The organism is Leifsonia sp. RCC_180 (genome assembly GCF_058138205.1).
This window is the reverse complement of the sequence record NZ_CP200340.1, coordinates 2,434,661-2,456,671: the sequence shown is the minus strand read 5'-3', so window position 1 is coordinate 2,456,671 and position 22,011 is coordinate 2,434,661. Positions and strand designations below refer to the sequence as shown.

General features: G+C 68.9%; 19 protein-coding genes and 1 tRNA gene. 9 read left to right on the top strand and 11 right to left on the bottom strand.

Annotation, left to right across the window (positions count from 1 at the left end; translation table 11 throughout):
* Positions 1 to 5 precede the first annotated feature (5 nt).
* The gene (locus tag AB7E03_RS12075; protein ID WP_489941643.1) at positions 6 to 1,667 is read right to left on the bottom strand and encodes a hypothetical protein; all 1,662 of its coding nucleotides are present in this window, start codon (positions 1,665 to 1,667) and stop codon (positions 6 to 8) included.
* A 36-nt stretch (positions 1,668 to 1,703) separates the two neighbouring features.
* On the opposite strand from AB7E03_RS12075, the gene AB7E03_RS12070 reads away from it, so the two are divergent.
* A complete protein-coding gene (locus AB7E03_RS12070) occupies positions 1,704 to 2,249 on the top strand; it encodes a CGNR zinc finger domain-containing protein (protein WP_489941642.1) in 546 nt (181 codons plus the stop codon).
* 7 nt (positions 2,250 to 2,256) lie between these two features.
* Here the strand turns inward: AB7E03_RS12070 and AB7E03_RS12065 are convergent, their stop codons facing one another.
* From AB7E03_RS12065 to AB7E03_RS12040, 6 genes are all read right to left on the bottom strand, one after another.
* Positions 2,257 to 3,279, bottom strand: coding sequence for a LacI family DNA-binding transcriptional regulator (locus tag AB7E03_RS12065; RefSeq protein ID WP_489941641.1), 1,023 nt, complete (start codon positions 3,277 to 3,279; stop codon positions 2,257 to 2,259).
* Between the two features lie 27 nt (positions 3,280 to 3,306).
* The gene (locus AB7E03_RS12060; RefSeq protein WP_489941640.1) at positions 3,307 to 4,767 is read right to left on the bottom strand and encodes a GH1 family beta-glucosidase; all 1,461 of its coding nucleotides are present in this window, start codon (positions 4,765 to 4,767) and stop codon (positions 3,307 to 3,309) included.
* A 2-nt stretch (positions 4,768 to 4,769) separates the two neighbouring features.
* Positions 4,770 to 5,666: a carbohydrate ABC transporter permease gene (locus tag AB7E03_RS12055; RefSeq protein ID WP_489941639.1), complete on the bottom strand. Its 897-nt coding sequence runs from the start codon at positions 5,664 to 5,666 to the stop codon at positions 4,770 to 4,772.
* Positions 5,663 to 6,742, bottom strand: coding sequence for a carbohydrate ABC transporter permease (locus AB7E03_RS12050; RefSeq protein ID WP_489941638.1), 1,080 nt, complete (start codon positions 6,740 to 6,742; stop codon positions 5,663 to 5,665). The genes AB7E03_RS12055 and AB7E03_RS12050 overlap by 4 nt, the downstream gene beginning before the upstream one ends.
* A 67-nt stretch (positions 6,743 to 6,809) precedes the next feature.
* Complete coding sequence (locus AB7E03_RS12045; RefSeq protein ID WP_489941637.1) at positions 6,810 to 8,132, bottom strand: ABC transporter substrate-binding protein; 1,323 nt, start codon at positions 8,130 to 8,132, stop codon at positions 6,810 to 6,812.
* 219 nt (positions 8,133 to 8,351) lie between these two features.
* Positions 8,352 to 10,373 (bottom strand): MDR family MFS transporter, encoded by a 2,022-nt coding sequence (locus tag AB7E03_RS12040; RefSeq protein WP_489941636.1) that lies wholly within the window; start codon positions 10,371 to 10,373, stop codon positions 8,352 to 8,354.
* A 354-nt stretch (positions 10,374 to 10,727) separates the two neighbouring features.
* Between AB7E03_RS12040 and AB7E03_RS12035 the strand changes: the two genes are divergently transcribed.
* Positions 10,728 to 11,627 carry an amidase domain-containing protein gene (locus tag AB7E03_RS12035; protein ID WP_489941635.1) on the top strand — a complete coding sequence of 300 codons (900 nt, stop codon included), beginning with the start codon at positions 10,728 to 10,730 and terminating at the stop codon, positions 11,625 to 11,627.
* 60 nt (positions 11,628 to 11,687) lie between these two features.
* Positions 11,688 to 12,518: a M15 family metallopeptidase gene (locus AB7E03_RS12030; protein WP_489941634.1), complete on the top strand. Its 831-nt coding sequence runs from the start codon at positions 11,688 to 11,690 to the stop codon at positions 12,516 to 12,518.
* Between the two features lie 3 nt (positions 12,519 to 12,521).
* Here the strand turns inward: AB7E03_RS12030 and pgm are convergent, their stop codons facing one another.
* Positions 12,522 to 14,141: a phosphoglucomutase (alpha-D-glucose-1,6-bisphosphate-dependent) gene (pgm, locus tag AB7E03_RS12025; RefSeq protein ID WP_489941633.1), complete on the bottom strand. Its 1,620-nt coding sequence runs from the start codon at positions 14,139 to 14,141 to the stop codon at positions 12,522 to 12,524.
* A 56-nt stretch (positions 14,142 to 14,197) separates the two neighbouring features.
* Between pgm and pheA the strand changes: the two genes are divergently transcribed.
* Together pheA and AB7E03_RS12015 are read left to right on the top strand one after the other, a co-directional pair.
* Positions 14,198 to 15,184, top strand: coding sequence for a prephenate dehydratase (pheA, locus tag AB7E03_RS12020; RefSeq protein ID WP_489941632.1), 987 nt, complete (start codon positions 14,198 to 14,200; stop codon positions 15,182 to 15,184).
* 45 nt (positions 15,185 to 15,229) lie between these two features.
* Complete coding sequence (locus AB7E03_RS12015) at positions 15,230 to 15,928, top strand: hypothetical protein (protein WP_489941631.1); 699 nt, start codon at positions 15,230 to 15,232, stop codon at positions 15,926 to 15,928.
* Here AB7E03_RS12015 and AB7E03_RS12010 read toward each other — a convergent pair.
* Complete coding sequence (locus tag AB7E03_RS12010; protein WP_489941630.1) at positions 15,925 to 16,941, bottom strand: diacylglycerol/lipid kinase family protein; 1,017 nt, start codon at positions 16,939 to 16,941, stop codon at positions 15,925 to 15,927. The two genes, AB7E03_RS12015 and AB7E03_RS12010, sit on opposite strands and share 4 nt — an antisense overlap.
* A 44-nt stretch (positions 16,942 to 16,985) precedes the next feature.
* Between AB7E03_RS12010 and serS the strand changes: the two genes are divergently transcribed.
* From serS to AB7E03_RS11995, 3 genes are all read left to right on the top strand, one after another.
* Positions 16,986 to 18,251: a serine--tRNA ligase gene (gene serS, locus AB7E03_RS12005; RefSeq protein WP_489941629.1), complete on the top strand. Its 1,266-nt coding sequence runs from the start codon at positions 16,986 to 16,988 to the stop codon at positions 18,249 to 18,251.
* Entirely contained in the window at positions 18,248 to 19,051 is an 804-nt protein-coding gene (locus AB7E03_RS12000; RefSeq protein WP_489941628.1) for an HAD family hydrolase, read from the top strand. Before serS ends, AB7E03_RS12000 begins: the two co-directional genes overlap by 4 nt.
* A 142-nt stretch (positions 19,052 to 19,193) precedes the next feature.
* On the top strand, positions 19,194 to 20,483 hold the full coding sequence (locus AB7E03_RS11995; protein WP_489941627.1) for an LCP family protein: 1,290 nt from the start codon (positions 19,194 to 19,196) through the stop codon (positions 20,481 to 20,483).
* 50 nt (positions 20,484 to 20,533) lie between these two features.
* Here AB7E03_RS11995 and AB7E03_RS11990 read toward each other — a convergent pair whose 3' ends face one another.
* Positions 20,534 to 20,950, bottom strand: a complete 417-nt coding sequence (locus AB7E03_RS11990) for a hypothetical protein (RefSeq protein WP_489941626.1) — start codon at positions 20,948 to 20,950, stop codon at positions 20,534 to 20,536.
* 124 nt (positions 20,951 to 21,074) lie between these two features.
* Here AB7E03_RS11990 and AB7E03_RS11985 point away from each other — a divergent pair.
* Positions 21,075 to 21,159 (top strand) — tRNA-Ser (locus AB7E03_RS11985).
* Positions 21,160 to 21,213: 54 nt separating this feature from the next.
* On the opposite strand, the gene AB7E03_RS11980 is transcribed toward AB7E03_RS11985, so the two are convergent.
* Positions 21,214 to 21,963, bottom strand: a complete 750-nt coding sequence (locus tag AB7E03_RS11980) for a CDP-alcohol phosphatidyltransferase family protein (protein ID WP_489941625.1) — start codon at positions 21,961 to 21,963, stop codon at positions 21,214 to 21,216.
* Positions 21,964 to 22,011: the final 48 nt, after the last annotated feature.

Genomic DNA, 22,011 nt, shown 5'->3' with positions numbered 1-22,011 from the left:
GAGGGTCAGGCCTTCTCGCGCAGGTTTCCGGCGATCTTCTCCAGCGATCCGTCGAGCGCCTGCTGCATCCCGTCGAACACCTGCGTCGTGTGGATGGTCAGCTCGACGCCGTCATCGGTGAGCCGCAGCGAGCCGTGGTAGTCGTGCGGGCCCGGCGCGGACCAGCGCACCTCGCGAGCGGCGCGGTCCACGTCGAAGTTCGCCTCGGAGGTGACCGTCTCGTCGGTGCCGTCGTGCTCGGCGTCCACATGGGCGGTCGTCTCGACCTTGCCGTCGGGGAGCTCGTGCGCCTCGGTCATGCGCGGGAAGTAGGCGGGGAGGTTCTCCGGGTCGGAGACGTAGTCGAAGTACTCGTCGGCATCGCCCTCGAGGGGCCGCGTCGCAGTGTAGGTGGGCATGCCGCGACGGTACGCCCGTCGGCTCCGACCGCAAGCCGCCGCATCCACTGAGACGGCCGCGAGGGTCAGCGCGCAGACGACAGCGGCGCACAGGGTGAGCGGAGCGGCGCCGAGCGGGGCGACCAGCCCGGCTGCGGCGACGCCGATGGCGCTGCCGGCGACCTTGACGCCCGCGACCGTCGCGAAGACACGGGCGGTGGCGCCGGGTGGCGAGTACTCCGTCCGTGCGGCGAGTGTCGCGGCGAACAGGACCGAGCTGACGGCGCCGACGACCGCGAACGCCGCGCCGCCGGTGGCGGTGCCGGCCGTGGGGAACGGAAGCGCCAGCAATGGGAGCAGCAGCGCGGCTCCGGCGGCCGCCACGCCGAGGCGGACCAGCCGCTCGGGCGTGCCCGTCAGCGGACGCACGATGAGAAGGAGGGAGGCGACCAGGCCGCCGGTTCCGTAGAGGCACATCAGCACGGCGGCGGAGGACGGGGATGCGCCCCGCTGCCTCGCCAGAGCGGCGGCGATCACCGGCGCGGCGGCGAGGGCGGTGGCCGAGCCGACGGTCGCGACGGTGGTCCGGCGGAGCGGAGGGATGACAAGCAGCAGGCGCAGGACGCCGCCGGATGCCGTGCGCGAGGGTGTGCGGGAGGAGCCGGGAAGCCAGAGCACGGGAACGGCCGCCAGGACCAGCAGGCCCGCGGTCGCCGCCAGGGCGCCGCGCGGGGTCAGGACGGTCGCGGCGACGGCGATCGCCGCGGGACCGACGGCTCCCGCGACCCCGTAGGTGAGCGCGTCGATGGCCTGGCCACGCCGCTGGCGCGGACTCGCAGCATCGGTGTCGGTGTCGGTGTCGGTGCCGTCCGGCCGTTCCGTCCGCCCCTCCGCCGCACGCGCGCGCTTCTCCAGCAGCGGAGCGAGCCGGCTGCTGAGGCCGCCGGTGACCAGCGGCCCTGCGCATCCCGCCGCCGCCAGGGCGACCGCCGCTGCCGCCGTGCTGACCGGCAGGAGGAGCGCCGCCGCAACGATGAACATCGCGTACCAGCCGAACGCGCCCGCGAGCACCGGACCCGGTCGCCGTCGCGCATCCAGAAGGCGTCCGGCGAGCGGACCGACCAGGTGGGGGATGGTGAGGGCGCCGGCGAGCAGGCCGCCGACGGCCGGACCGCCGGTCGCCGTGCCCGCGAGCACGGCCGCCACGATCGCGCCCGCATCGGCCGACCGTGCAGGGACCGCCGCGGCCACGTAGGCGATCAGTCCGCTTCTTCTGCTCACCATCGGCACGTTGCCCTCCTCCGCGTCACCTGTCAAGATGGTGACGTGGCATTCGAGTTCGTGGCGGGCAACCTCGCCCTCGACTTCGTCGCGACCGTCGCCGAGCGACGCACGACGGCGGTCGAGCGCGTTCCCACTCCGGCATCGCTCGGCGAATGGTTCGCCGACGCGGGACTCGTGGATGCGCCTCCCGCCGTCACGGAGGCCCAGCATGCGGAGGCGCTGGTGCTTCGGGAGACCATCTGGGCGCTGCTGACCAGCGACCCCGGACGGCCGCTCGACGCGGCCGCCGTCCGTACCCTCGATCGCTACGCCGCGTCGAGCATCCCCGTCGCCGTGCTGGCCGCCGACCGTTCGGTCACCACCACCGGCGACTCGACGTCGTGTCTCGCGGCGATCGCGCGCGCGGCCGTCGACGCCTTCCGCCCCGAGAACGTCGCGCACCTCAAGTGGTGCGAGGGAACCGACTGCACGCGCCCGTTCCTCGACGCGTCACGCGCCGCGAACCGCCGCTGGTGCGGCATGGCCGGCTGCGGCGACCGCGCCAAGGCGGCTGCCTACCGCGCCCGCAAGCGCACCGCCCGCTCCTGAAGCCGCGTCAGCTGCTCTGGCGTACGACGAGTTCGGTCGGCAGGAGCGTCACGCGCTCGACGTGCTCGCCCGCGAGCCGCCGGACCAGCACTCGCGCCATCGCCTCGCCCAGGCCGATGGACGGCTGGTGCACGGTCGTCAGCGGCGGCGTCGACATCAGCCCGAAGCTGTCGTCGTCGTACCCGACCACCGCGATGTCGCCAGGGATGCTGAGGCCGGCCTCGTGGATCGCGGAGTACGCGCCCGCGGCCATCTGGTCGTTCGCCGCGAACAGCGCATCGATCGGGCGGCCGTCCGCGAGCAGCCGGCGCATGGCCTCCAGGCCCGAGGCGGGCGAGAAGTCGCCGTACGCGACCATCGTGGTGTCGAGGCCCGCCGCATCCATCGCCCGCTTCCAGCCGTTGAAGCGGTCGAGGCCGGCGGGCATGTCCTGCGGGCCGGTGATGAGGGCGATGCGACGGCGGCCTCGGTCGATCAGGTGCTGGGTGGCGACCTCGGCGCCGGCGACGTTGTCCACATCCACGTAGTACGACAGGTGCTCGGTCTCGCTGACCGGGCGTCCGCCGAAGACCAGCGGGAGGGTGGTGCCGAGCTGCGCATACGAGTGGTCGCCCGAGTGGTGAGACACGACCAGGGCTCCGTCGACGTTCCCGCCCATGAGGTAGCGCCGCGTCTTGTCCGGCGTCGTCTCCGACGCGATGACCATGTTGAGCGTGTACTCGGTGTCGGCGAGGCTCAGCGCGACGCCCTGCACGATGGATGCGAAGAACGGGTCGGCGAAGACCTTGGCCGTCGACTCGGGCACGACCAGCGCGATGACCTGCGTTCGGCGGGACGCGAGCGAACGCGCAGCACGATTGGGGACATAATTCAGGTCGGCGATGGCGCGCTCGACCACCGCGACGACCTCCGCCGTGACCTTCGGCGACCCGTTGACGACGCGCGACACGGTCGCTCGCGACACGCCTGCGCGCGCGGCCACCGCCTCCAGCGTGGGCACAGCCCCGCCGGTGATCTGCTCGGTCGTCATCCGGTCTCCTCGTCGCTTGCGTCCATGCTAGACGCGTGACGCGGCGGCCTCCTCCACGACCTCCGCGACCTCACCGGCCCGTGCTTCTGCGATGATCCTGGCGAAGGCGTGACCCGAGTCCTTCACGGTGCGCTCCTGGGTCTCGTAGTCGACCCGCACGATGCCGAACCGCTTCGCGTATCCCCACGCCCACTCGAAGTTGTCGAGCAGCGACCACACGAAGTAGCCCCGAACGTCGGCGCCCTCGTCGATCGCGCGTCGGACCGCGTCGATGTGGGCGAGGATGTACGCCTCGCGCTCCACATCGTGAACGGCGCCGTCCGCCGAGACGGTGTCGTCGTAGGACGCACCGTTCTCGGTGATGTAGAGCGGGGGCAGCGTCGGGTAGTCGCGGGTGAGGCGCACGAGCAGTGCGCGCAGGCCGTCAGGGTTGACCTCCCAGCCCATCGCCGTGGTCGGCAGGTGCCGCGACGGGAAGGTCACGTACTCGCTGCCGACGAACGGCGACGAGGTCGGCCGGGGAGTCGGCACGACGGCCGCGGGCTGGTCCGTCCCGAGTGGATGCCCGCTCACGTTGTCGTCGTGGTAGTGGTTCACGCCGAGGAAGTCGATCGGCTGCGCGATGGTAGCCAGGTCGCCGTCGAGCACAAGCTCCTCGAAGCGGTGCTCGCGTACGTCCTGCAGCACGTCCTCTGGATACGCACCGAGGAGCAGCGGCTCCAGGTACATCCGGTTCCACAGCCCGTCGATGCGTCGCGCCGCCTCCCGGTCCACCGGATCGGTGGGGTCGTCCGGCACCGCGGTGGTCAGGTTGAGGGTGATGCCGAGCTTCAGCTCGGACGCCGTGCCCCGCTCGCCGGCCAGCGACCGGATCGCCGAGGCGGCGAGTCCGTGCGCGAGGTGCTGGTGGTGGAGGGCTGCGAGTCCCGCGCGTGGCTCCTGACGACCCGGCGCGTGCTCACCTCCGGCGTACCCGATCAGGGAGGAGCACAGCGGCTCGTTGAAGGTGGTCCAGTGGTCCACGCGGTCGCCGAGGGCGTCGTACACGGCGACCGCGTAGTCGCGGAACCGGTACGCCGTGTCGCGGGTCGCCCATCCGCCCTTCTCTTCGAGCGCCTGCGGCAGATCCCAGTGGTAGAGGGTCAGCCAGGGCAGGATGCCCGCGCCGAGCAGTTCGTCGACCAGCCGGTCGTAAAACGCCAGCCCCGCTGTATTGACGAAGCGGTCGCCCGGTTTGACGCGCGCCCAGGAGGTCGAGAATCGGTACGACTGCAGGCCGAGCGACGCCATCAGCGCGACGTCCGACGGCATCCGGTGGTAGTGATCCACCGCAACCTCGGGGGTGTCGCCGCCGGCGATCGCACCGGGGACGCGTGCGAACGCATCCCAGATCGAGTCCTCTTTGCCGTCCTCGTGGGCGGCGCCCTCGATCTGTGCGGCCGCGGTGGCCGACCCCCAGAGGAAGCCATTCGGCCAGGTGCGGTTCATTCTCAACCTTTCACCGCGCCCGCCATGATGCCGGAGACAAGCTGCCGGCCGGCGAGCACGAAGAGTATCAGCAGCGGGACGGTGGCGAGCACGGCTCCGGCGAGCACGATCGAGTAGTCGACGTACTTGGCCGATTGCAGCTGGCTGAGCGCCACCTGCAGCGTCGGATTCTGCGGCGCGACGAGCAGCGGCCAGAGGTAGTCCGTCCACGCGGTCATGAAGGTGAAGAGGCCGAGGATCGCCATCGCGGGACGCGCAGCCGGGACTCCGACATGCCAGAAGGTGCGGATCATGCTGGCTCCGTCGACACGGGCGGCCTCGATGAGCTCCTCCGGGATGACGTCGACCAGGTACTGCCGCATGAAGAACACGCCGAACGCGGTGACCAGGGTCGGCACGATGACCGCGCCGAGCGTGCCGGTCCAGCCGAACTGCTTCATCACCATGAACAGCGGGATGATGCCGAGCTGCGTCGGGACGGCCAGCGTGCCCACCACGAAGATCATCAGGCCCTCCCGTCCGCGGAAGCGCAACTTCGCGAACGCGTAGCCGGCGAGAGTGGAGAACGCGACGACGGACAGTGTGATGACCGAGGCGACGATGATCGAGTTGCCGAGCGCGAGCCAGAACGGCACGGTGTCCAGCACCTGGCCGACGTTCGTCCAGAACTGTCCACCTGGCAGGAGCGGCGGCCAGGTGGAGGTCAGCACGGTGCTGTTGCTCGACCCTGCGACGAACGACCACCACAGCGGATAGGCGCCGCCGATGAAGAGGGCGAGCAGGATGCCGTAGGTCAGGAAGCCAGGCCGGCGGTCGATCCCGAGCGCACGGCGCTTGGGGGCGCGGGCTGCTGCCGGTCGGATGGGTGCGGTGCGCTCGGTGCGCGCTGTGGCGGTCACAGGTTCTTCTCCTCGCTCGCTGCGGCCAGGATGCGCGAGGCCTGCAGTCGTCTGGCGGTCCGTTTACGATGTAGCCGCGACTCGGTGGAGGCGATCCGACGTGAGATCAGGAAGTTCAGGACGCCGAAGATCACGATGAGCAGGAACAGCATCCAGGCGATCGCGGAGGCCTTGCCGAAGTTCTGCCGGTTGAACGCCATATCCCACAGGTAGAGGACGGTCGTCTGGTACTGCCGCTGCGGACCACCCGGCACGGCGCTCGACGGGTTGAACAGCTTCGGCTCCGTGAAGATCTGCAGGCCGCCGATGGTGGCCGTGATGATCACGAAGATCATGGTCGGGCGGATGCTCGGCAGCGTGATCGAGAAGAAGCGGCGGAACGACCCGGCGCCGTCGAGGGCGGCCGACTCGTGGATGTCGCGCGGCACCGCCTGCATGGCGGCCAGCAGGATGAGCGCGTTGTAGCCGGTCCAGCGCCAGTTCACCATGGAGGCGATGGCGACGTGCGACGGGAACGTCTCGGTCTTCCACATCACGGGGTCGAGGCCGATGGCCTGGAGCATGTTGTTGATCAGGCCGTACTTCTCGTCGAACGCGCTGGAGAAGATCAGGGTCACCGCGACCGGGGTCACGACGTAGGGGAGCAGCACGCTCATCCGCCAGAACGTCTTCGACCGGATGTTCTGGTCGAGGATCGCGGCGATGAAGACGGCGGCGATCAGCTGCGGGATGGCGGAGAGCAGGAAGATGCTGATGGTGTTGAACAGGGAGTTCCAGAAGAACGGATCGCTCAGTTCGGTCGCATAGTTCTTGAAGCCGACCCACTCTCCCGGCCCTGTCAGCAGGTTCCAGTTGTTGAGCGAGACGACGAACGTGTAAATGAGCGGGAACAGCCCGACGAGGGCGAAGAGCACGAAGAACGGCGCGATGTAGAAGTACGGCGACGCCTTCACGTCGAAGCGGTTCAGTCGCTGCTTGTAGGTGAGTTCGGTGCGCGGTGCGCGTTTGCGCGGCGACGGCGGTGCAGCGTGTGCTGCTGCGGCATCATCCCGGGCGGTGGTGGCAGTGGTGGTCATGGTGGATCTCCCCGTGGTGCGGGCCCCCGCCGTTCGGGTACAGCGGGGGCCCGGGTGTGGTTTCGGGTTATTTGTTGACGACCAGCTGGTTGAGCAGCGTCATCGCGTTGCTCCACGCCTGGTCGCCGTTCGCCTTGCCGGAGTCGAGCTGCTGCACGGACGGCCCGAAGACCTGCGACTGGATGACGGAGTCGTCCGGTCCCTTGTACTGGGCGACGACACCCTTCGCGCGCTCCCCGAGGATCTGGCCGACGGGAGCGTTGTTGAAGAACTTCGTCAGGTCGCTCTCACCGGTCACACCGGAGTCGGTCTGCGCCTCGGTCACGGACGGGAAGGTGCCGGCAGCCTGGAAGGTCTGGACCTGCGACTTGGCTGTGGTCAGCCAGGCGGCGAGGGCGGCGGCCTCCTTCGGGTGCTTCGACTGCTTCGGGACCGTCAGGAACGATCCCCCCCAGTTGGCTGCGCCGCCCGGGAACACGTTGGCGAAGTCCCAGCCGGTGGTGGCGTCTCCGCCGCCGGCCTTGACCTGACCCTGCACGACACCGAGCATCCAGCCCGGGCAGACGAACGTGGCGAACGAGCCGTCGGTGAACGCCTTGCCCTTGCCCCAGTCCCACTGGGTCTGGTTGGAGGAGAGCCCGGCAGCAGCGCCGCCTGCGAGCTTCGACCACAGCGCCTTGAGGTCGCTGTTGTCCTCGATGTTGAGCTTGCCGTCCTTGGTGTAATAGCCCTCATCCTGCTGGTTCACCATGGCGTTCCAGATGAAGCCGGACTGGTCGTAGAACGCCTTGCCGGTGGCGGCGTGGTACTGCTCGCCAACCTTGAAGAAGTCGTCCCAGGTGGCGTTCTCGCCGCCGAACAGCTTCGCGACCGACTCGCGGTCGCTGGGGAGGCCCGCCGCGGCGAGGAGCTTGCCGTTGTAGCAGAGGCCCTCCGGGCCGATGTCGGTGCCGTAGCCGATGATGCGGCCGCTCTTGTCGGTGGCCTGCTTCAGCTTCCAGTCGACCCAGCGGTCCTTGATGTCATTCGCGCCGTAGTCCTTGAGGTCGTTGAACTGGTCCGAGACCTGCATGACCTTGCTGAGCCAGCCTTCTTCGACCGCCTGGACGTCGGGGAGGCCGCTTCCGGCCGCCTGCTTCGTCTGCCAGTCGGTGAGGGCGTTGTCACCGGTGTCGATGTTGGTGGCCTTGATCTTGACCCCCGGGTGCTCCTTCTCGTACTGCGAGTAGAGCTTGTCGAAGCCCATCGTGCCGAACGTGGTGACGGTCAGGTTGACGGGGTCCGAGCTGGAACCGCCGCCGCCGCTCGATGAGCATCCGGCTGCGATGAGGGCGAAGGATGCCGCGCCGGCGACGGCTGCGGCGATCCTGGTGCGTCGTGAAAGCTTCACGGGTCACTCCTTTGTGCGTGTGTGTGTGCGCCTGGTGCGCTTGAGAGCGCTCTCATTCGAAGGGCGTGAGAGCGCTCTCACGCGTTCGAAAAGAATCTAGATCGTCGATCCTGCTTGTGTCAAGTCTTTTATGATCGCGCTCTCATTGGCGTCTTTCCGCCAGATACGCGAAACGGCCGCCACCCCAGTGGGGTGACGGCCGAATGCGGTGAGCGAGGGTCAGTCGATCGCGGGCCGAGGGCGCTGAGCCCGAGTGGATGCGGTGTCCGCACCCGGCTCGACCAGCGCCCCGAACTCGTTCGCTGCGCGGTTCGCGAGGAGCCCGACGTCGTAGTTCTCGGCGTCATCGTCCTCGGCCGCCGACGCCAGCACGCCGGCCGGCGTGAGCGCCCGATCCTTCTCGGCCTGGGCGTCCGCCGCGTCCGCGGCGTCGTCCGCGGCCTCCTGCAGCGCCGACTTGGCACGCAGCGGCGGGGTCTTGAAGAACAGCGACAGCACGAACGCGATCAGCACCACGATCATGGCAACCCAGTAGACCGTCACAGCGGACGCGTTGAACGCGACGAGGAACGGCTTCGAGAGGCGCGGGTCCGCGTCGTTCAGGAACGACGTGTCGTTCACGTCAGCGCTGCTCGAGCCGCTGTCGGACGCCTTGAGCTTGTCCTCGACCGCCGGTGCGGCCTTGTCGACCACTGCCTGGCGCTGGTCCGCGTTCGAGAAGTCGATCGGCGCGGCAGGGACCTGCTGCTCGGCGACATCCTGCGGGATGCCCTTCGCGACCAGGGACTGGACGCCGGCAGCGTGGGCCGCGGTCTGCGCCTGCTTCTCCAACGGTGTGACGATCGGAGTGTAGATCTGCTCCATGATCTGCTTGTTCTCGGGTGCGCTCGCGACCGACGGGGTGAGTGCCGCATCCAGAGCGCTGGTCAGTGTCGGAGTGTCGACCAGGGCGGTCTTGATGTTCGACGGGAACACCGTGAACAGCAGCGAGAGCAGGACGGCCGTGCCCAGCGTTCCACCGATCTGGCGGAAGAAGGTTGATGCGCTGGTCGCGACACCCATATCCCGCAGGCCCACCGAGTTCTGGCTGGCGATGGTGAGCGTCTGCATCAGCTGGCCGAGGCCCAGGCCGATGAGGAGCATTGCGCCCGCGATGAACCAGTACGAGTCGTCGTACTTGATGAAGGTCAGGTAGAAGAAGCCGCCGGCGAGCATCGCCGTTCCGATGATCGGGAACTGCCGGTAGCGGCCCGTTCGCGCAATGATCTGGCCGGAGACGATCGAGGAGATCATCAGGCCGAGGATCATCGGCAGCAGCTGCAGGCCCGACTCGGTCGGGGTCGAGCCGAGCACCAGCTGCAGGTAGAGCGGCAGGGTCAGCATGGCGCCGAACATCCCGAAGCCGACGAAGACGCCGATGATGGTCGCCATCGAGAAGGTGCTCGAGCGGAACAGCTTGATCGGGATGAGCGCGTCGTCCTTCATCGCGATCTCGATCAGGATGAACGCGATGATGCCGACGCCGCCGATGATGTAGCAGGCGATCGACGCCGGGCTGTCCCAGCCCCACTCGCGGCCCTGCTCGGCCACCAATAGCAGCGGCACCAGGGCGACGATGACACCCGCGGCGCCCCACCAGTCGATGCGGGCGGACCCGCGTTCGCGCTTGGGCAGGTGAAGGAAGCGCAGGACCATCGCGAGCGCGATCAGGCCGATCGGCACGTTGATCAGGAACACCCAGCGCCAGCCGGTGATCCCCAGGATCTGGTCCGCGCCGGCGAATAGGCCGCCGATCAGCGGGCCGATGAGGCTGGAGACGCCGAAGACGGCGAGGAAGTACCCCTGGTACTTCGCTCGCTCGCGTGGCGCGAGCATGTCGCCCATGATCGCCAGCGGCATCGACATCAGACCACCGGCGCCGAGGCCCTGGATGGCACGGAAGGCCGCGAGCTCCACCATCGAGGTCGAGAACGAGGCGAGGATCGAGCCGGCGATGAAGATCAGGATGGCGATCACGAACAGCGGGCGACGGCCGAAGATGTCGGAGAGCTTGCCGTAGATCGGCGTCGAGATCGTCGAGACGATCAGGTAGCCGGTGGTGACCCACGCCTGCTGGCTCAGACCGTGCAGGTCGTCGCCGATGGTGCGGATCGCCGTTCCGACGATCGTCTGATCGAGGGCGGAGAGGAACATGCCGGCCATGAGGCCGAAGATCACGAGCAGGATCGCGCGATGCGACATGATCGGTTGCGGGGCGGCTGGCGCCGTACTGGTCTGACTGGACATCTGTCTCCGTGTCGAGAGTCGGGTGAGGGGACGCCCGGCACGCGGAACGTCACACCGGTGTGGGGCAAAGAAAATTTTGCGGAGACTGCAAAGTTACACCCCGTGCCACCTGTGCCACAACGCATTGGGCCGGGCCGCGGGGCGGGTGCGTTCGCCAGGGGCGAACGGCGGCTGACGCCGGGGTGTTCCAGGGCTGGCGAGGTGGCGTAAAACGAACGGATCTGCCCCCCATCCAGGTTACGCAAAAGAAGCAGGCGTACCGTGAAAGTGCAGATGTCCGACCGCCTCTGAAACCCCCTCGAAAGTTGTATGAGTTCTCTCAGCCGCACCCGCCGAATCTTCGCCGCAGCCGCCGTGGCGGCATCCGCAGCGCTCGTCTTCTCCGCTTGCGCAGGCGAGCCTTCTCCGGTGACGAAGGCCGTCGCGCAGGCTGCCGCTCCGACTCCGTCGCCCGCAGCGACGGTCGTCTCGTCGGTCCAGCCGGCCGCCGGTAGCGTCTCGGGCGGCACGGTGACCCTGACGGGCACGAACCTCGAGAAGGTCGCCGCCGTCCAGGTGGGCGGCCAGCCCGCGAGCGTCGCGCAGGCGACCGACGACAAGGTGGTCGTGAACGTCCCCGCCGCCGCCAACTTCCAGGCGGGCAGCGTGCCGATCACCGTCACCGACAAGAGCGGGAAGCCCGTCAGCACGACCGCGAGCACGTACGACTACCAGGTCCAGACGCCGGTCGACAAGCAGCTGGCCTACGCGCTGACCTACTGGAAGAACTACAACTCGAAGGAGTTCGGCGACCTCAACCCGGTGGGTGGAGACTGCGCCAACTTCGTCAGCCAGACCCTCCTCGCGCGCGGCTGGCAGATGAACGGCGAGTGGTACAACCACGACGCCGCCGCTGACTGGAGCCCGGCTTGGGGCTACGTGCCCGCGATGGACAACTACTTCCGCGAGAACGCGGCGCAGCTGGGGCTCACGGAGTACTCGTTCGACCAGCGCGACAAGATCAAGGTCGGCGACATCGTCATGTTCGACTGGAACGACAACAACTCGCTCGACCACGTGCAGATCGTGTCCGGCGTGCAGAACGTCAACGGTCAGATCAAGATCAAAATGGTGGGTCACAACGAGGACAGCGACTACCGCGACCTCGACGAGGCCATCACGGTGGACCACCCGGGTGGCATCGGCCACTTCTGGAGCCTGTCGAAGTAGGGCGGATGATTCCGGCCACACCTTCGTGGCCGCGACACGCGCGTGAGCTATGCTCAGCGCGTGACTCTGGGGGGTGCCCGCGTGCGGCGGGCAAGTGGGCTGCGCGCTGTCGTGACGGCGTGCGCCGTGATGGCGGTGCTGGTTCTGACGGGATGCGCAACGGGGCCTGTTTCAGCGGCCGCGACGCACCGCTCGACGCCCCACCGGTCCTCGCCTACTCCGCGGCCGCCGCGTCCGACGCCGACCCCGTCCATCCCGCCGATCCCCCTCATCGTCGGGTTCGACAAGGCGGCGCAGTCGACCGATGACCCGGCCAGCCCCTGGGTCGTGGTCAACAAGCCGCGTGGACTGAACCCGCTGCAGTTCGTGCCGTCCGACCTCACGTACCCGGACGTCCCGAACCTGAACCACCAGCCGATGCGTCAGGAGACGGCGGCGGCCCTGGTCACCATGTTCCACGCGGGCAAGGCTGAGGCGGGCCTCGACTTCGCCGTGCAGAGCGCATATCGGTCCCTCGAGTCGCAGACCGGGGTGTACGACGACGACGTCGCGCGCAATGGCCAGGCCTACGCCGACACGGACACCGCGCGACCCGGCCACAGCGAGCACCAGACCGGGCTGGCCGTCGACATCAGCGCCGTCCCTGCGCAGTGCTCGCTGGACGCGTGCTTCGGCGACACCGCGCAGGGCCGCTGGCTCGCGGCGAACTCCTGGCGGTTCGGCTTCATCCTGCGGTATCCCGCCGACAAGGTCGCCGTCACCGGCTTCACCTATGAGCCGTGGCACTTCCGCTACATCGGCGTACCGCTGTCCACGCAGCTGCACACCACCGGCGTGACCACCCTGGAGGAGTTCTTCGCCCTCCCCGGCGGCACCGCGTACCCCGGCTAGGCGTCAGCCGCCGAGCGCCTCGCCTACGATGCGCTTGGCCTCCTCCTGCACCTCGCGCAGGTTGTCCTCGCCCGCGAACGACTCGGCGTAGATCTTGTAGACGTTCTCGGTGCCGGATGGGCGAGCGGCGAACCAAGCCGTCTCCGTCTGCACCTTGACGCCGCCGAGCGCCGCGTCGTTGCCGGGGGCGCGGCTGAGCTTCGCCGTGATCGGCTCGCCGGCAAGCTCGGTGGCGGTGATCGCGTCGCCGTCGAGCTTCGAGAGCGCGGCCTTCTGCTCGGGGCTCGCGGGCGCATCCACCCGCTGGTACACCGGGTCGCCGAAGCGCTCGGTCAGCTCTCGGTACAGCTCCGACGGCGACTTCCCCGTCACCGCGCGGATCTCACTGGCCAGCAGGGCGAGCAGGATGCCGTCCTTGTCGGTCGTCCACGCCGTCCCGTCGAAGCGGAGGAAGCTGGCGCCGGCGCTCTCCTCGCCGCCGAAGCCGACCGTACCGTCGATGAGGCCGGGCACGAACCACTTGAAGCCGACCGGGACCTCCCACAGCCGGCGTCCGAGCGACTCGGCCACGCGGTCGATGATCGACGACGAGACGAGGGTTTTGCCGACCGCCGCATCCTTTCGCCACTCTGTCCGCGTGCGGAACAGGTAGTCGATCGCCACCGCGAGGTAGTGGTTGGGGTTCATCAGTCCGCCGTCGGGCGTCACGATGCCGTGGCGGTCGGCGTCCGCATCGTTGCCGGTGAGGATGTCGAAGTCGGCGCGGCGGGCGACCACCGAGGCCATCGCCGAGGGGCTCGACGGGTCCATCCGGATCTTGCCGTCCCAGTCGAGCGTCATGAAGCTCCACGTCGGGTCGACGTCAGGGTTCACCACGGTCAGGTCGAGCTCGTAGCGTTCGGCGATCGCCTGCCAATAGTTGACGCTCGCGCCGCCGAGGGGGTCGGCGCCGATGCGGATGCCGCTGTCCTTGATCGCGCGGAAGTCGATGATGTTCTCGAGGTCGGCGACGTAGTTCCCGCGGAAGTCGTAGGTCTCGACACCGGACGGCTCCGCCATCCGCACCTCGGTCATCCCGTTCGCGATGATCTCGTTCGCGCGCTTCGCGATCCAGCTGGTCGCGTCCGTGTCGGCCGGGCCGCCGTGCGGCGGGTTGTACTTGAACCCGCCGTCGGAGGGCGGGTTGTGGCTGGGGGTGACGACGATGCCGTCGGCCTGGTCGTCATGGCCGGCGCGGTTGTACCGGATGATGGCGTGCGACACGGCGGGAGTGGGCACCCAGTCGTCGAACTCGTCGACCAGCACCCGCACCTCGTTCGCGACCAGCACGGCGAGGGCCGTCGTCGTGGCGAACTCGCTGAGCAGGTGGGTGTCGGCGCCGATGAAGAGCGGCCCGGTGATGCCCTGGCTGTTGCGGTACTCCACGATCGCCTGCGTGGTGGCGGCGATGTGGTCCTCATTGAAGGCCGTATTCAGCGACGAACCGCGATGGCCGGAGGTGCCGAAGACCACGCGCTGCTCCGGGATGTTCACATCCGGCTTCAGCTCGTAGTACGCGCGCCGCAGGGCGTCGACGTCGATCAGGTCGGAAGGCTGCGCGGGGGTGCCGGCTCGTTCGTCCATTCCCCTACTCTTCCACGGCGAAGGGGCCAGGCCAACGGCTCGGTAAGCTGAGCGGCATGTCCACCGACCCGGCCGACGACCCCGTCGGCGCCCGCGCTGAGCTGCCCGCCTCCGTCGACGACGTGTACAGCTTCCTCGGGCCGTCGGGCACGTTCACGGAGGCGGCGCTCAAGCAGGTCCCCGAAGCCCGCGGCAAGCAGTGGCGTGCGGTCAACAACCTGGGCGAGGCGCTCGCCGACGTGGTGGAGGGCCGCAGCGTCGCCGCCATGATCGCGATCGAGAACTCGATCGAGGGCGGCGTCTCGGTTGCTCAGGATGCCTTGGCCACCATCCCCGGGCTCCGCATCATCGGCGAGTACCTCGTGCCGGTGAACTTCGTCCTCGTCGCCCGCCCGGGCACCACCCTCGCAGACGTGCGCACCGTGAACGCGCATCCCGTCGCATACGCGCAGTGCCACCAGTGGCTCGACCGTCACCTGCCCGAGCACGGGCACATCCCGGCGTCCAGCAATGTGGCGGCGGCCGCGTCGCTGTTCGAGGGGAGTGCCGCGGATGCGGCGGTCGCCCCTCCCGGGATCGTCGACCACCACGACGTCGTCGTGCTCGCCGAGAACATCGGCGACAACCCGAACGCGGTGACCCGGTTCGTCCTGGTGAGCACCACCCGCAGCGTGCCGGAGTCCACGGGCGCCGACAAGACCAGCCTCATCGCCGAGCTGCCCGACGACCGGCCCGGAAGCCTGCTCGACCTGCTCGAGCAGTTCTCCACCCGCGGCGTCAACCTGAGCCTCATCGAGTCCCGACCGATCGGCGACGCCCTCGGCCGGTACCGGTTCGTGATCGACGCCGACGGTCACATCCACGACGAGCGGGTCGCCGACGCACTGCTGGGCCTCCGGCGGTTCAGCCCGTCGGTCATCTTCCTCGGCTCGTACCCGCGCGCGGACGGCCAGGCGGTGGAGTTCGACCAGCGCTACCGCGACGACGTCTTCACCGAGGCGCGGCAGTGGCTCACCTCTCTCATCGACGACGCCCCGGCGTAGGCTGCGCACAGAAGAGGCTGCGCACAGGAGAGCCGGGAGGTCATCATGGTCGCCGAGGAACGTGACGACAGCGGCGGCGGCGGCTTCGATCCGCGCTACGACGCCGCTTTTCAGCGCGGCTACCAGCCGCAGCCCGGTGAGCGGCCGCGCACCCGCGTCCGCGCCGACGCCCCGGATGCCGCGTACCGGCGACCGTCGTCACTGTTGCGCGGCCGAGAGGCGTCGACCGCTCCCGCGACCGCTGCGCCGGCAGAACCGGTGAGCCCGTACGAAATGGCGTCGCTCGCGCTCGCCGACGACCGCGCGACGACGGTGGGCGACGACCCGTCGGCATTCGCCACGCCTTCGTCGGCAAGCCCCGGATACGCGCCCGGCTATGGCCTAGGAGACCCGGCCGCCGGTGCTCCCCCTACTGCCGGCGCCGGTTTCTGGGACCGCCTCGAACTCGACCCGCGGCGCAACCCGATCGTGCTGGCTCTGTGGCTGGTCGGCGGCGGGTTCGTCGTGCTCGGCATCGTCCTCTACTGCATCTCCGTGACGTCGTCGTACAGCGGTCCGACGCCGAGCACCGACGTCGGCTCGCTCGTCTTCGCCCAACTGGGGTGGATGCTTGCGAGCCCGTTGATCACGGTGGGGCTGCTCACCCTCGTCGGACTGCTCTTCCTGACCGCTGTGGCGGGCCGTCGCACCCGCAGGCAGGGCGCCACGGGTGACCGCATCGGCCCGGACCTGGACGAGCTCTAGAGCGCGCCGGCCGGCACCTTCACGCGGAGTCCGAGTTCGTCGACCCGCAGGTCGAGGCCGAGCACCTCGCCGAACGCGTCCCCGTCGAGCTCGAACGGCTCCGGCGCGTCCACCTCCAGCTGCACCGACGCACCGCGCAGGTAGCTGAGGCGGGTGCGCACCGCGCGATCGGTGAAGCGGATGATGCGCCGGCCGACGCTCGACTTGCGGAGCACCCGGTTCTCCCACGTCACCTTCCGCCAGATGGCAAGCCAGCCGAACACGGTGGCGGGCTGCAGGATCGCGACATCGAGCATCCCGTCGTCGACCGCGCCGTCCGGGATCAGTTCGATGTTCCCCGGCATCGTGCCGACATTGGTGACCAGGATGGTGCTGACGTGCGCCGACCGCTCGTGCCCGTGGTCGAGGCGGTACCGGATGCGGACCTTCGACGACGTCGGCAGTGCCCGGAACGCCGCGTCGACGTAAGCCAGCCAGCCGAACCTGCGCTTCAGCGACGGGCTGGCGGTCGCGATCACGGCGGCGTCGATCCCCACGCCCGCCATGACCAGGAACGCGTGCTCGCTCACCGACCCGTCCGGCCGATGCGCCGAGGCGATGCCGAGGTCGATGCGCCGCGTGTCGCCGGAGAAGGCCACAGCGCAGGCGTTCTCGACGCTCGCGAACGGGATGCCGAGATTGCGGGCGAGCAGGTTGCCCGTGCCTCCGGGGATGATGCCGAGGGTCGCATCCCGGTCGCGCAGTTCCTCGGCGACCGCCCGCACCGTGCCGTCCCCTCCCGCGGCCAGCACCAGCGTTGCGCCCGCGTCGAGTGCCTCGCGGACCTGTGCCTGACCGCCTTCGTCCGGGGTGGTCTCGAGCCACAGCAGTTCGTGTCCAGTGGTCTCAGGGGTCGCAGCTTCGGCCGCGGCGACGGCCGCCTCCACGGCGGCGCGGACGCGGGGCACATCCACCCGGATCGGGTTGTAGACGACCGCGACGATGGTGCGCTGCTCCCCGCCCCGTCCGTTCACGAGCTTCACGCTACCTGTTCGGCAGCGGTCGATAAGCTGGTCAGGTGATCGATCCTGTGCTCCTCCGCGAGAATCCCGATGTCATCCGGCGCTCCCAGGAGGCCCGCGGCGACTCCGTGCAGCTGGTGGATGAGGCCATCCAGGCCGACATCGAGCGTCGCGCGGCCATCACCGCGTTCGAGGAGCTGCGTGCCGAGCAGAACGCGTTCGGCAAGCAGGTCGCCCAGGCGCCCAAGGAGCAGAAGAAGGAGCTCGTCGCCCAGGCCCAGCAGCTCGCCGGTCGGGTGAAGGAGGCGCAGCAGGCCGCGAACGACGCCGATGCGCGCTTCGAGCAGCTGGTCCGCAGCATCGGGAACCCCATCGTGGAGGGTGTGCCTGCAGGCGGCGAGGACGACTACGTCGTCCTGAAGACGGTCGGCGACATCCCGGAGTTCGGCTTCGAGCCGCGCGACCACCTCGAGCTCGGTGAGCTGCTCGGCGCGATCGACATGGTCCGCGGCGCGAAGGTCGCGGGGGCCCGGTTCTCCTACCTCCGCGGAATCGGCGCGCGCCTCGAGCTCGCGCTCATGAACATGGCGCTCGACAAGGCGCTGCAGAACGACTTCATCCCCATGATCACGCCGACACTGGTGAAGCCGGAGATCATGCAGGGCACCGGATTCCTCGGCGCTCACGCTGACGAGGTGTACCACCTCGAGAACGACGACCTCTATCTGACCGGTACGAGCGAGGTCGCCCTGGCCGGCTACCACTCCGACGAGATCATCGAGGTCGACCAGCCGATCCGCTACGCAGGTTGGTCCACCTGTTACCGCCGCGAGGCCGGTTCCGCGGGCAAGGACACCCGGGGCATCATCCGCGTCCACCAGTTCGACAAGCTCGAGATGTTCGTCTACACCCGCCCCGAGGCGGCGCAGGCCGAGCATGAGCGCCTCCTCGGCTGGCAGGAGGAGATGATGCAGGAGCTGGGACTGCGCTACCGCGTCATCGACACGGCCGCGGGCGACCTGGGCTCCAGCGCCGCGCGTAAGTACGACGTCGAGGCGTGGATCCCCACTCAGGGCCGCTACCGCGAGCTCACCTCGACGTCGAACTGCACCACGTTCCAGGCCCGCCGCCTCGACATCCGGTATCGCACCGAGAGTGGGAAGACCGCGCCGGTCGCCACCCTCAACGGGACGCTGGCCACCACCCGATGGCTGGTGGCGATCCTCGAGACGCACCAGCAGGAGGACGGCTCTGTGCGGGTGCCGGAGCCGCTGCGCCCGTACCTGGGCGGGCTGGAATTGCTGGAGCCGACGCGTCGGTGAGCGATCCATCCCGGCTGCTGATCGCGCTCGACGTCGACGGCACGCTCATCCACGAGGACGAGACCATCGGCGACGCCGTCCGTGCCGCTGTCGCGCGCGTCCGCGATGCCGGGCACGAGGTCATGCTGGCCACCGGCCGCAGCTGGGAGACCGCGCGGCCGGTCCACGAGAAGTTCGGGCTGACCAGCGAGTTCGTCGTCTGCGCGAACGGCGCTCTGACCATGAAACGGGATGACACCCTCGAGGGCGGTTACCGCCGAGAGTTCATCGAGGTGTTCGACCCGACCGAGGTGCTGGAGACCATCCGCCCGCATCTGCCCGGCGGCAGCTTCATGGTGGAGGATCCGAGCGGGTTCCGCCGCTACACCGAAGGCATGACCGACTGGGAGCTGGTGAACGCCGAGCAGGTGTCGTTCGAGGAGCTGCTGCGGCATCCCGCGACCCGCGTCGTCGTGGTCTCGCCCGAGCACGACACGGAGGAGTTCCTCTCCATCGTCGACCGGATGGGACTCCAGCGCGTCACCTATGCGATCGGCTGGACCGCGTGGCTCGACATCTCGCCCGACGGCGTGAGCAAGGCGACGGCGATGGAGCGGGTGCGCCACGCCCTCGACATCCCCCGCTCGAACGTCGTCGCGGTCGGAGACGGACGGAACGACATCGAACTGCTGACCTGGGCCGCCGAGCAGGGACTCGGCGTCGCGATGGGGCAGGCGCCCGACGAGGTGAAGGCGGTCGCGACGAGGGCCACCGCGCCGGTCGTCGACGACGGCCTGGCCGAGGTGCTCGCCGCGCTCTGAGCCTCGACGGGGCGACTCGATTTCCGGAAGGACGCGCGCCCATCCAGAGCATTGCCAGCCTGCCATGCCAGTCTTTAAGACGGCGTGTGCTCTTTCGGGCATGCGCCTCTGAACGTGAACACGCCCGGCCGGAAGGAAGTGAATGAACGAGATGCCCACGCGCGCCCAGGTGCGCGCGCAGGAGAAGGCGGCAGGACCAGCGGTCCGCCACGGACGACTGAAGCAGCACCGTCCCTTCACCGCCCTTCTCAAGATCGTCGTGGCGGTCATCGCCGTCTTCGGCGTGACGGGCGTCTCGCTCGCGGCGTACGCGGCGGTGGATGTGGTCGCCAGCGTGAAGAAGTCGGTCAAGCTCGTCGACACCAAGGGCAACACCGTCACGCCGGGTGTCGGCGCCATGAACGGTGCGTTCAACGTCCTGCTCGCCGGCAGCGACAGCGGCGGCGGCAACTCCGCCTACGGCGATCGCGGCGAGAACCTCAACGACGTGACGATGCTGCTGCACGTCTCCGCCGACCACAAGAACGCGACCGTCGTGAGCTTCCCCCGCGACATGTACGTGTCCATCCCGTCGTGCCCCGACCCCAAGGGCGGCAGCTTCGACTCGATGAGCCGCCAGAAGATCAACAACTCCCTCAGCTACGGCGGCCTCGCGTGCACCGTGCTGACGGTCGAGAAGCTGACCGGCCTCGACATCCCGTACGCCGGTGTCATCCAGTTCGACGGCGTGATCGAGATGTCCAACGCCGTCGGTGGCGTGCCCGTCTGCGTCGCCGGCGACATCGAGGACCCGTACACGGGCCTGAATGTGAAGGCCGGCCAGAACGTGCTGCAGGGCCAGCAGGCGCTCGCCTTCCTCCGCACCCGCCACGGCGTCGGTGACGGCTCGGACCTCGGCCGGATCAGCAACCAGCAGGTTTTCCTGTCGTCGCTCGTCCGCACCGTGAAGAGCGCTGACGTGCTGAGCAACCCGGTCAAGCTGTATGGCCTGGCGAAGGCGGCGACGAGCAACATCACCCTGTCGGACAGCCTCAACAATCCGACCACCATCGTCTCGATGGCCATGGCGTTGAAGAACATCGACATCAGCAAGGTCGTGTTCGTGCAGTACCCCAACCACTACGAGGGTGACGGCGTCGCGCCGACCAAGGATGCCGCGCAGCAGCTCATGGGCGCGCTGCAGAACGACCAGCCGGTGGCCCTCACCGGCGACACCGGTGTCGGTTCGCAGGCCGACCCGAACGCGCCCGCCACGCAGGCGCCGTCGACACAGGCTCCCGCGACCGAGGCTCCCGCCACTCAGGCGCCCGCGACGGACGCGCCCGCCACGCAGGCCCCTGCGACCGGCGCCGATGGCTCGGTCGAGCTGCCCTCGGACGTGCACGGCCAGACCGCCGCGCAGTACACCTGCTCCAAGCCGTTCCAAGACTGACGTCCGTCGCGACTCGGTTGCGTCTTTAACGCGTCCTGAACAGGCTCGGGTCAGCTGTTCTTGGCGATGGTGTAGTGCACCTGGCCGGAGGTTCCTTCCAGGGTGACCTTCCACTTGGTGCTGGTGTAGACCGTGCCCTTGGCCGTGAAGCCGGCGCCCACGAGCTTCGTGCCGGCGTCCTTCACCGCATTCGAGCGGCCGGTCTTCAGCGCCAGCTGGAAGTCGCCGGTGGCCTGGTCGCCGGTCGCCTTGGCCTCGTTGTAGTCCGTGAGGAACGGGATGTCGGACGGAAGGGAGGCCAGGTTGGTGTCCTTGCCGTCGACCGAGAAGCTCCAGCCGCTGCTGTCAGCAGCGGAGGTGGAGGTGGTCTTGACATCGTCGGTGGCCACGCTGGCGCAGCCGGAGAGCGACGCGACGGCGAGAGCGGTGACGGCGGCGGACAGCAGGATGGACTTCTTGAGTGACATACGGGTTTCCTTCGTAAGTGATTGCGACCGGTAATCGGCCTCGGGTATTGAGACGGTGAATGTCGGCAATCGTGACGGAGACCCAGGTTCGTTAGAATCGGGCGACGCCGGTCACTCCGGCGTAGGAGGGCTGTCCGAGCGGCCGATGGAGCCAGTCTTGAAAACTGGTGGGCAGAAATGTCTCGTGGGTTCGAATCCCACGCCCTCCGCAAACGACGCTTTTTGGTCACCACGACTCTGCTTTCCGCCGAAGCACGAACGGGCTACAGCGGCCGCTTCAGTTCTGCGGGTCGCTGCACGAGCGCGACGTCGTGACGACGGCGGAACAGCCAGATCACATCTCGGCCGAATGACTCCACCAGCAGGGCAAGCGCCAGGATGACGAGCAGCGTCGCGGTCACAGGCGCCGCACCGGACGCGGCGAGGGCGAGCGCGATGCCGGCGACGGCGGTCACGACCTTGCGCCAGTAGCGGGCGGGCAGTGTGCGATTCAGCCAGGGCAGCATCCAGCAGGCGACCACGAAGGCGTACCGCAGCAGTCCGATCGCGAGCACCCAGGGGCCGAGGGTGCGGGCGACGAAGACGCTCAGCACGAGCAGCAGGAACGCATCGACCTCCATGTCGAAGCGTGCGCCCAGTTCGCTGACGCTGCCGGTGCGGCGCGCCACCCAGCCGTCGACGGCGTCGAGCGCGAGCGCGAGCACGACGACGGCGGTCAGGAAGCCGGGGTCGAGCGGCCCGGAGATGGACGCGATCACGAGGGCGAAGACCACACCCACGAGTGACGAGCGCAGGGTGGTGACGATGTTGGCGGCGCCGAACCGGTCCGCCCGGCGCCGGACCAGGCCGCGCAGGAGCAGCGCAGTGCAGGTCAGCAGGTACGCGGCCAGCGCCGCCCAGCCGGCCACGGCCGGGGGTGCGGCGCCGGTCGCGACGGCGAGTGCCTGCCCGGCGAGGGCGAGCGCGCCGCCGCCGGCCGCCCATCCTGTCGCCTCGATGTGAACTCTTTCCACGTCTGCCTCGTGTTCTCGTGTATGACGCCCTCGCTGTGTAACACGAGG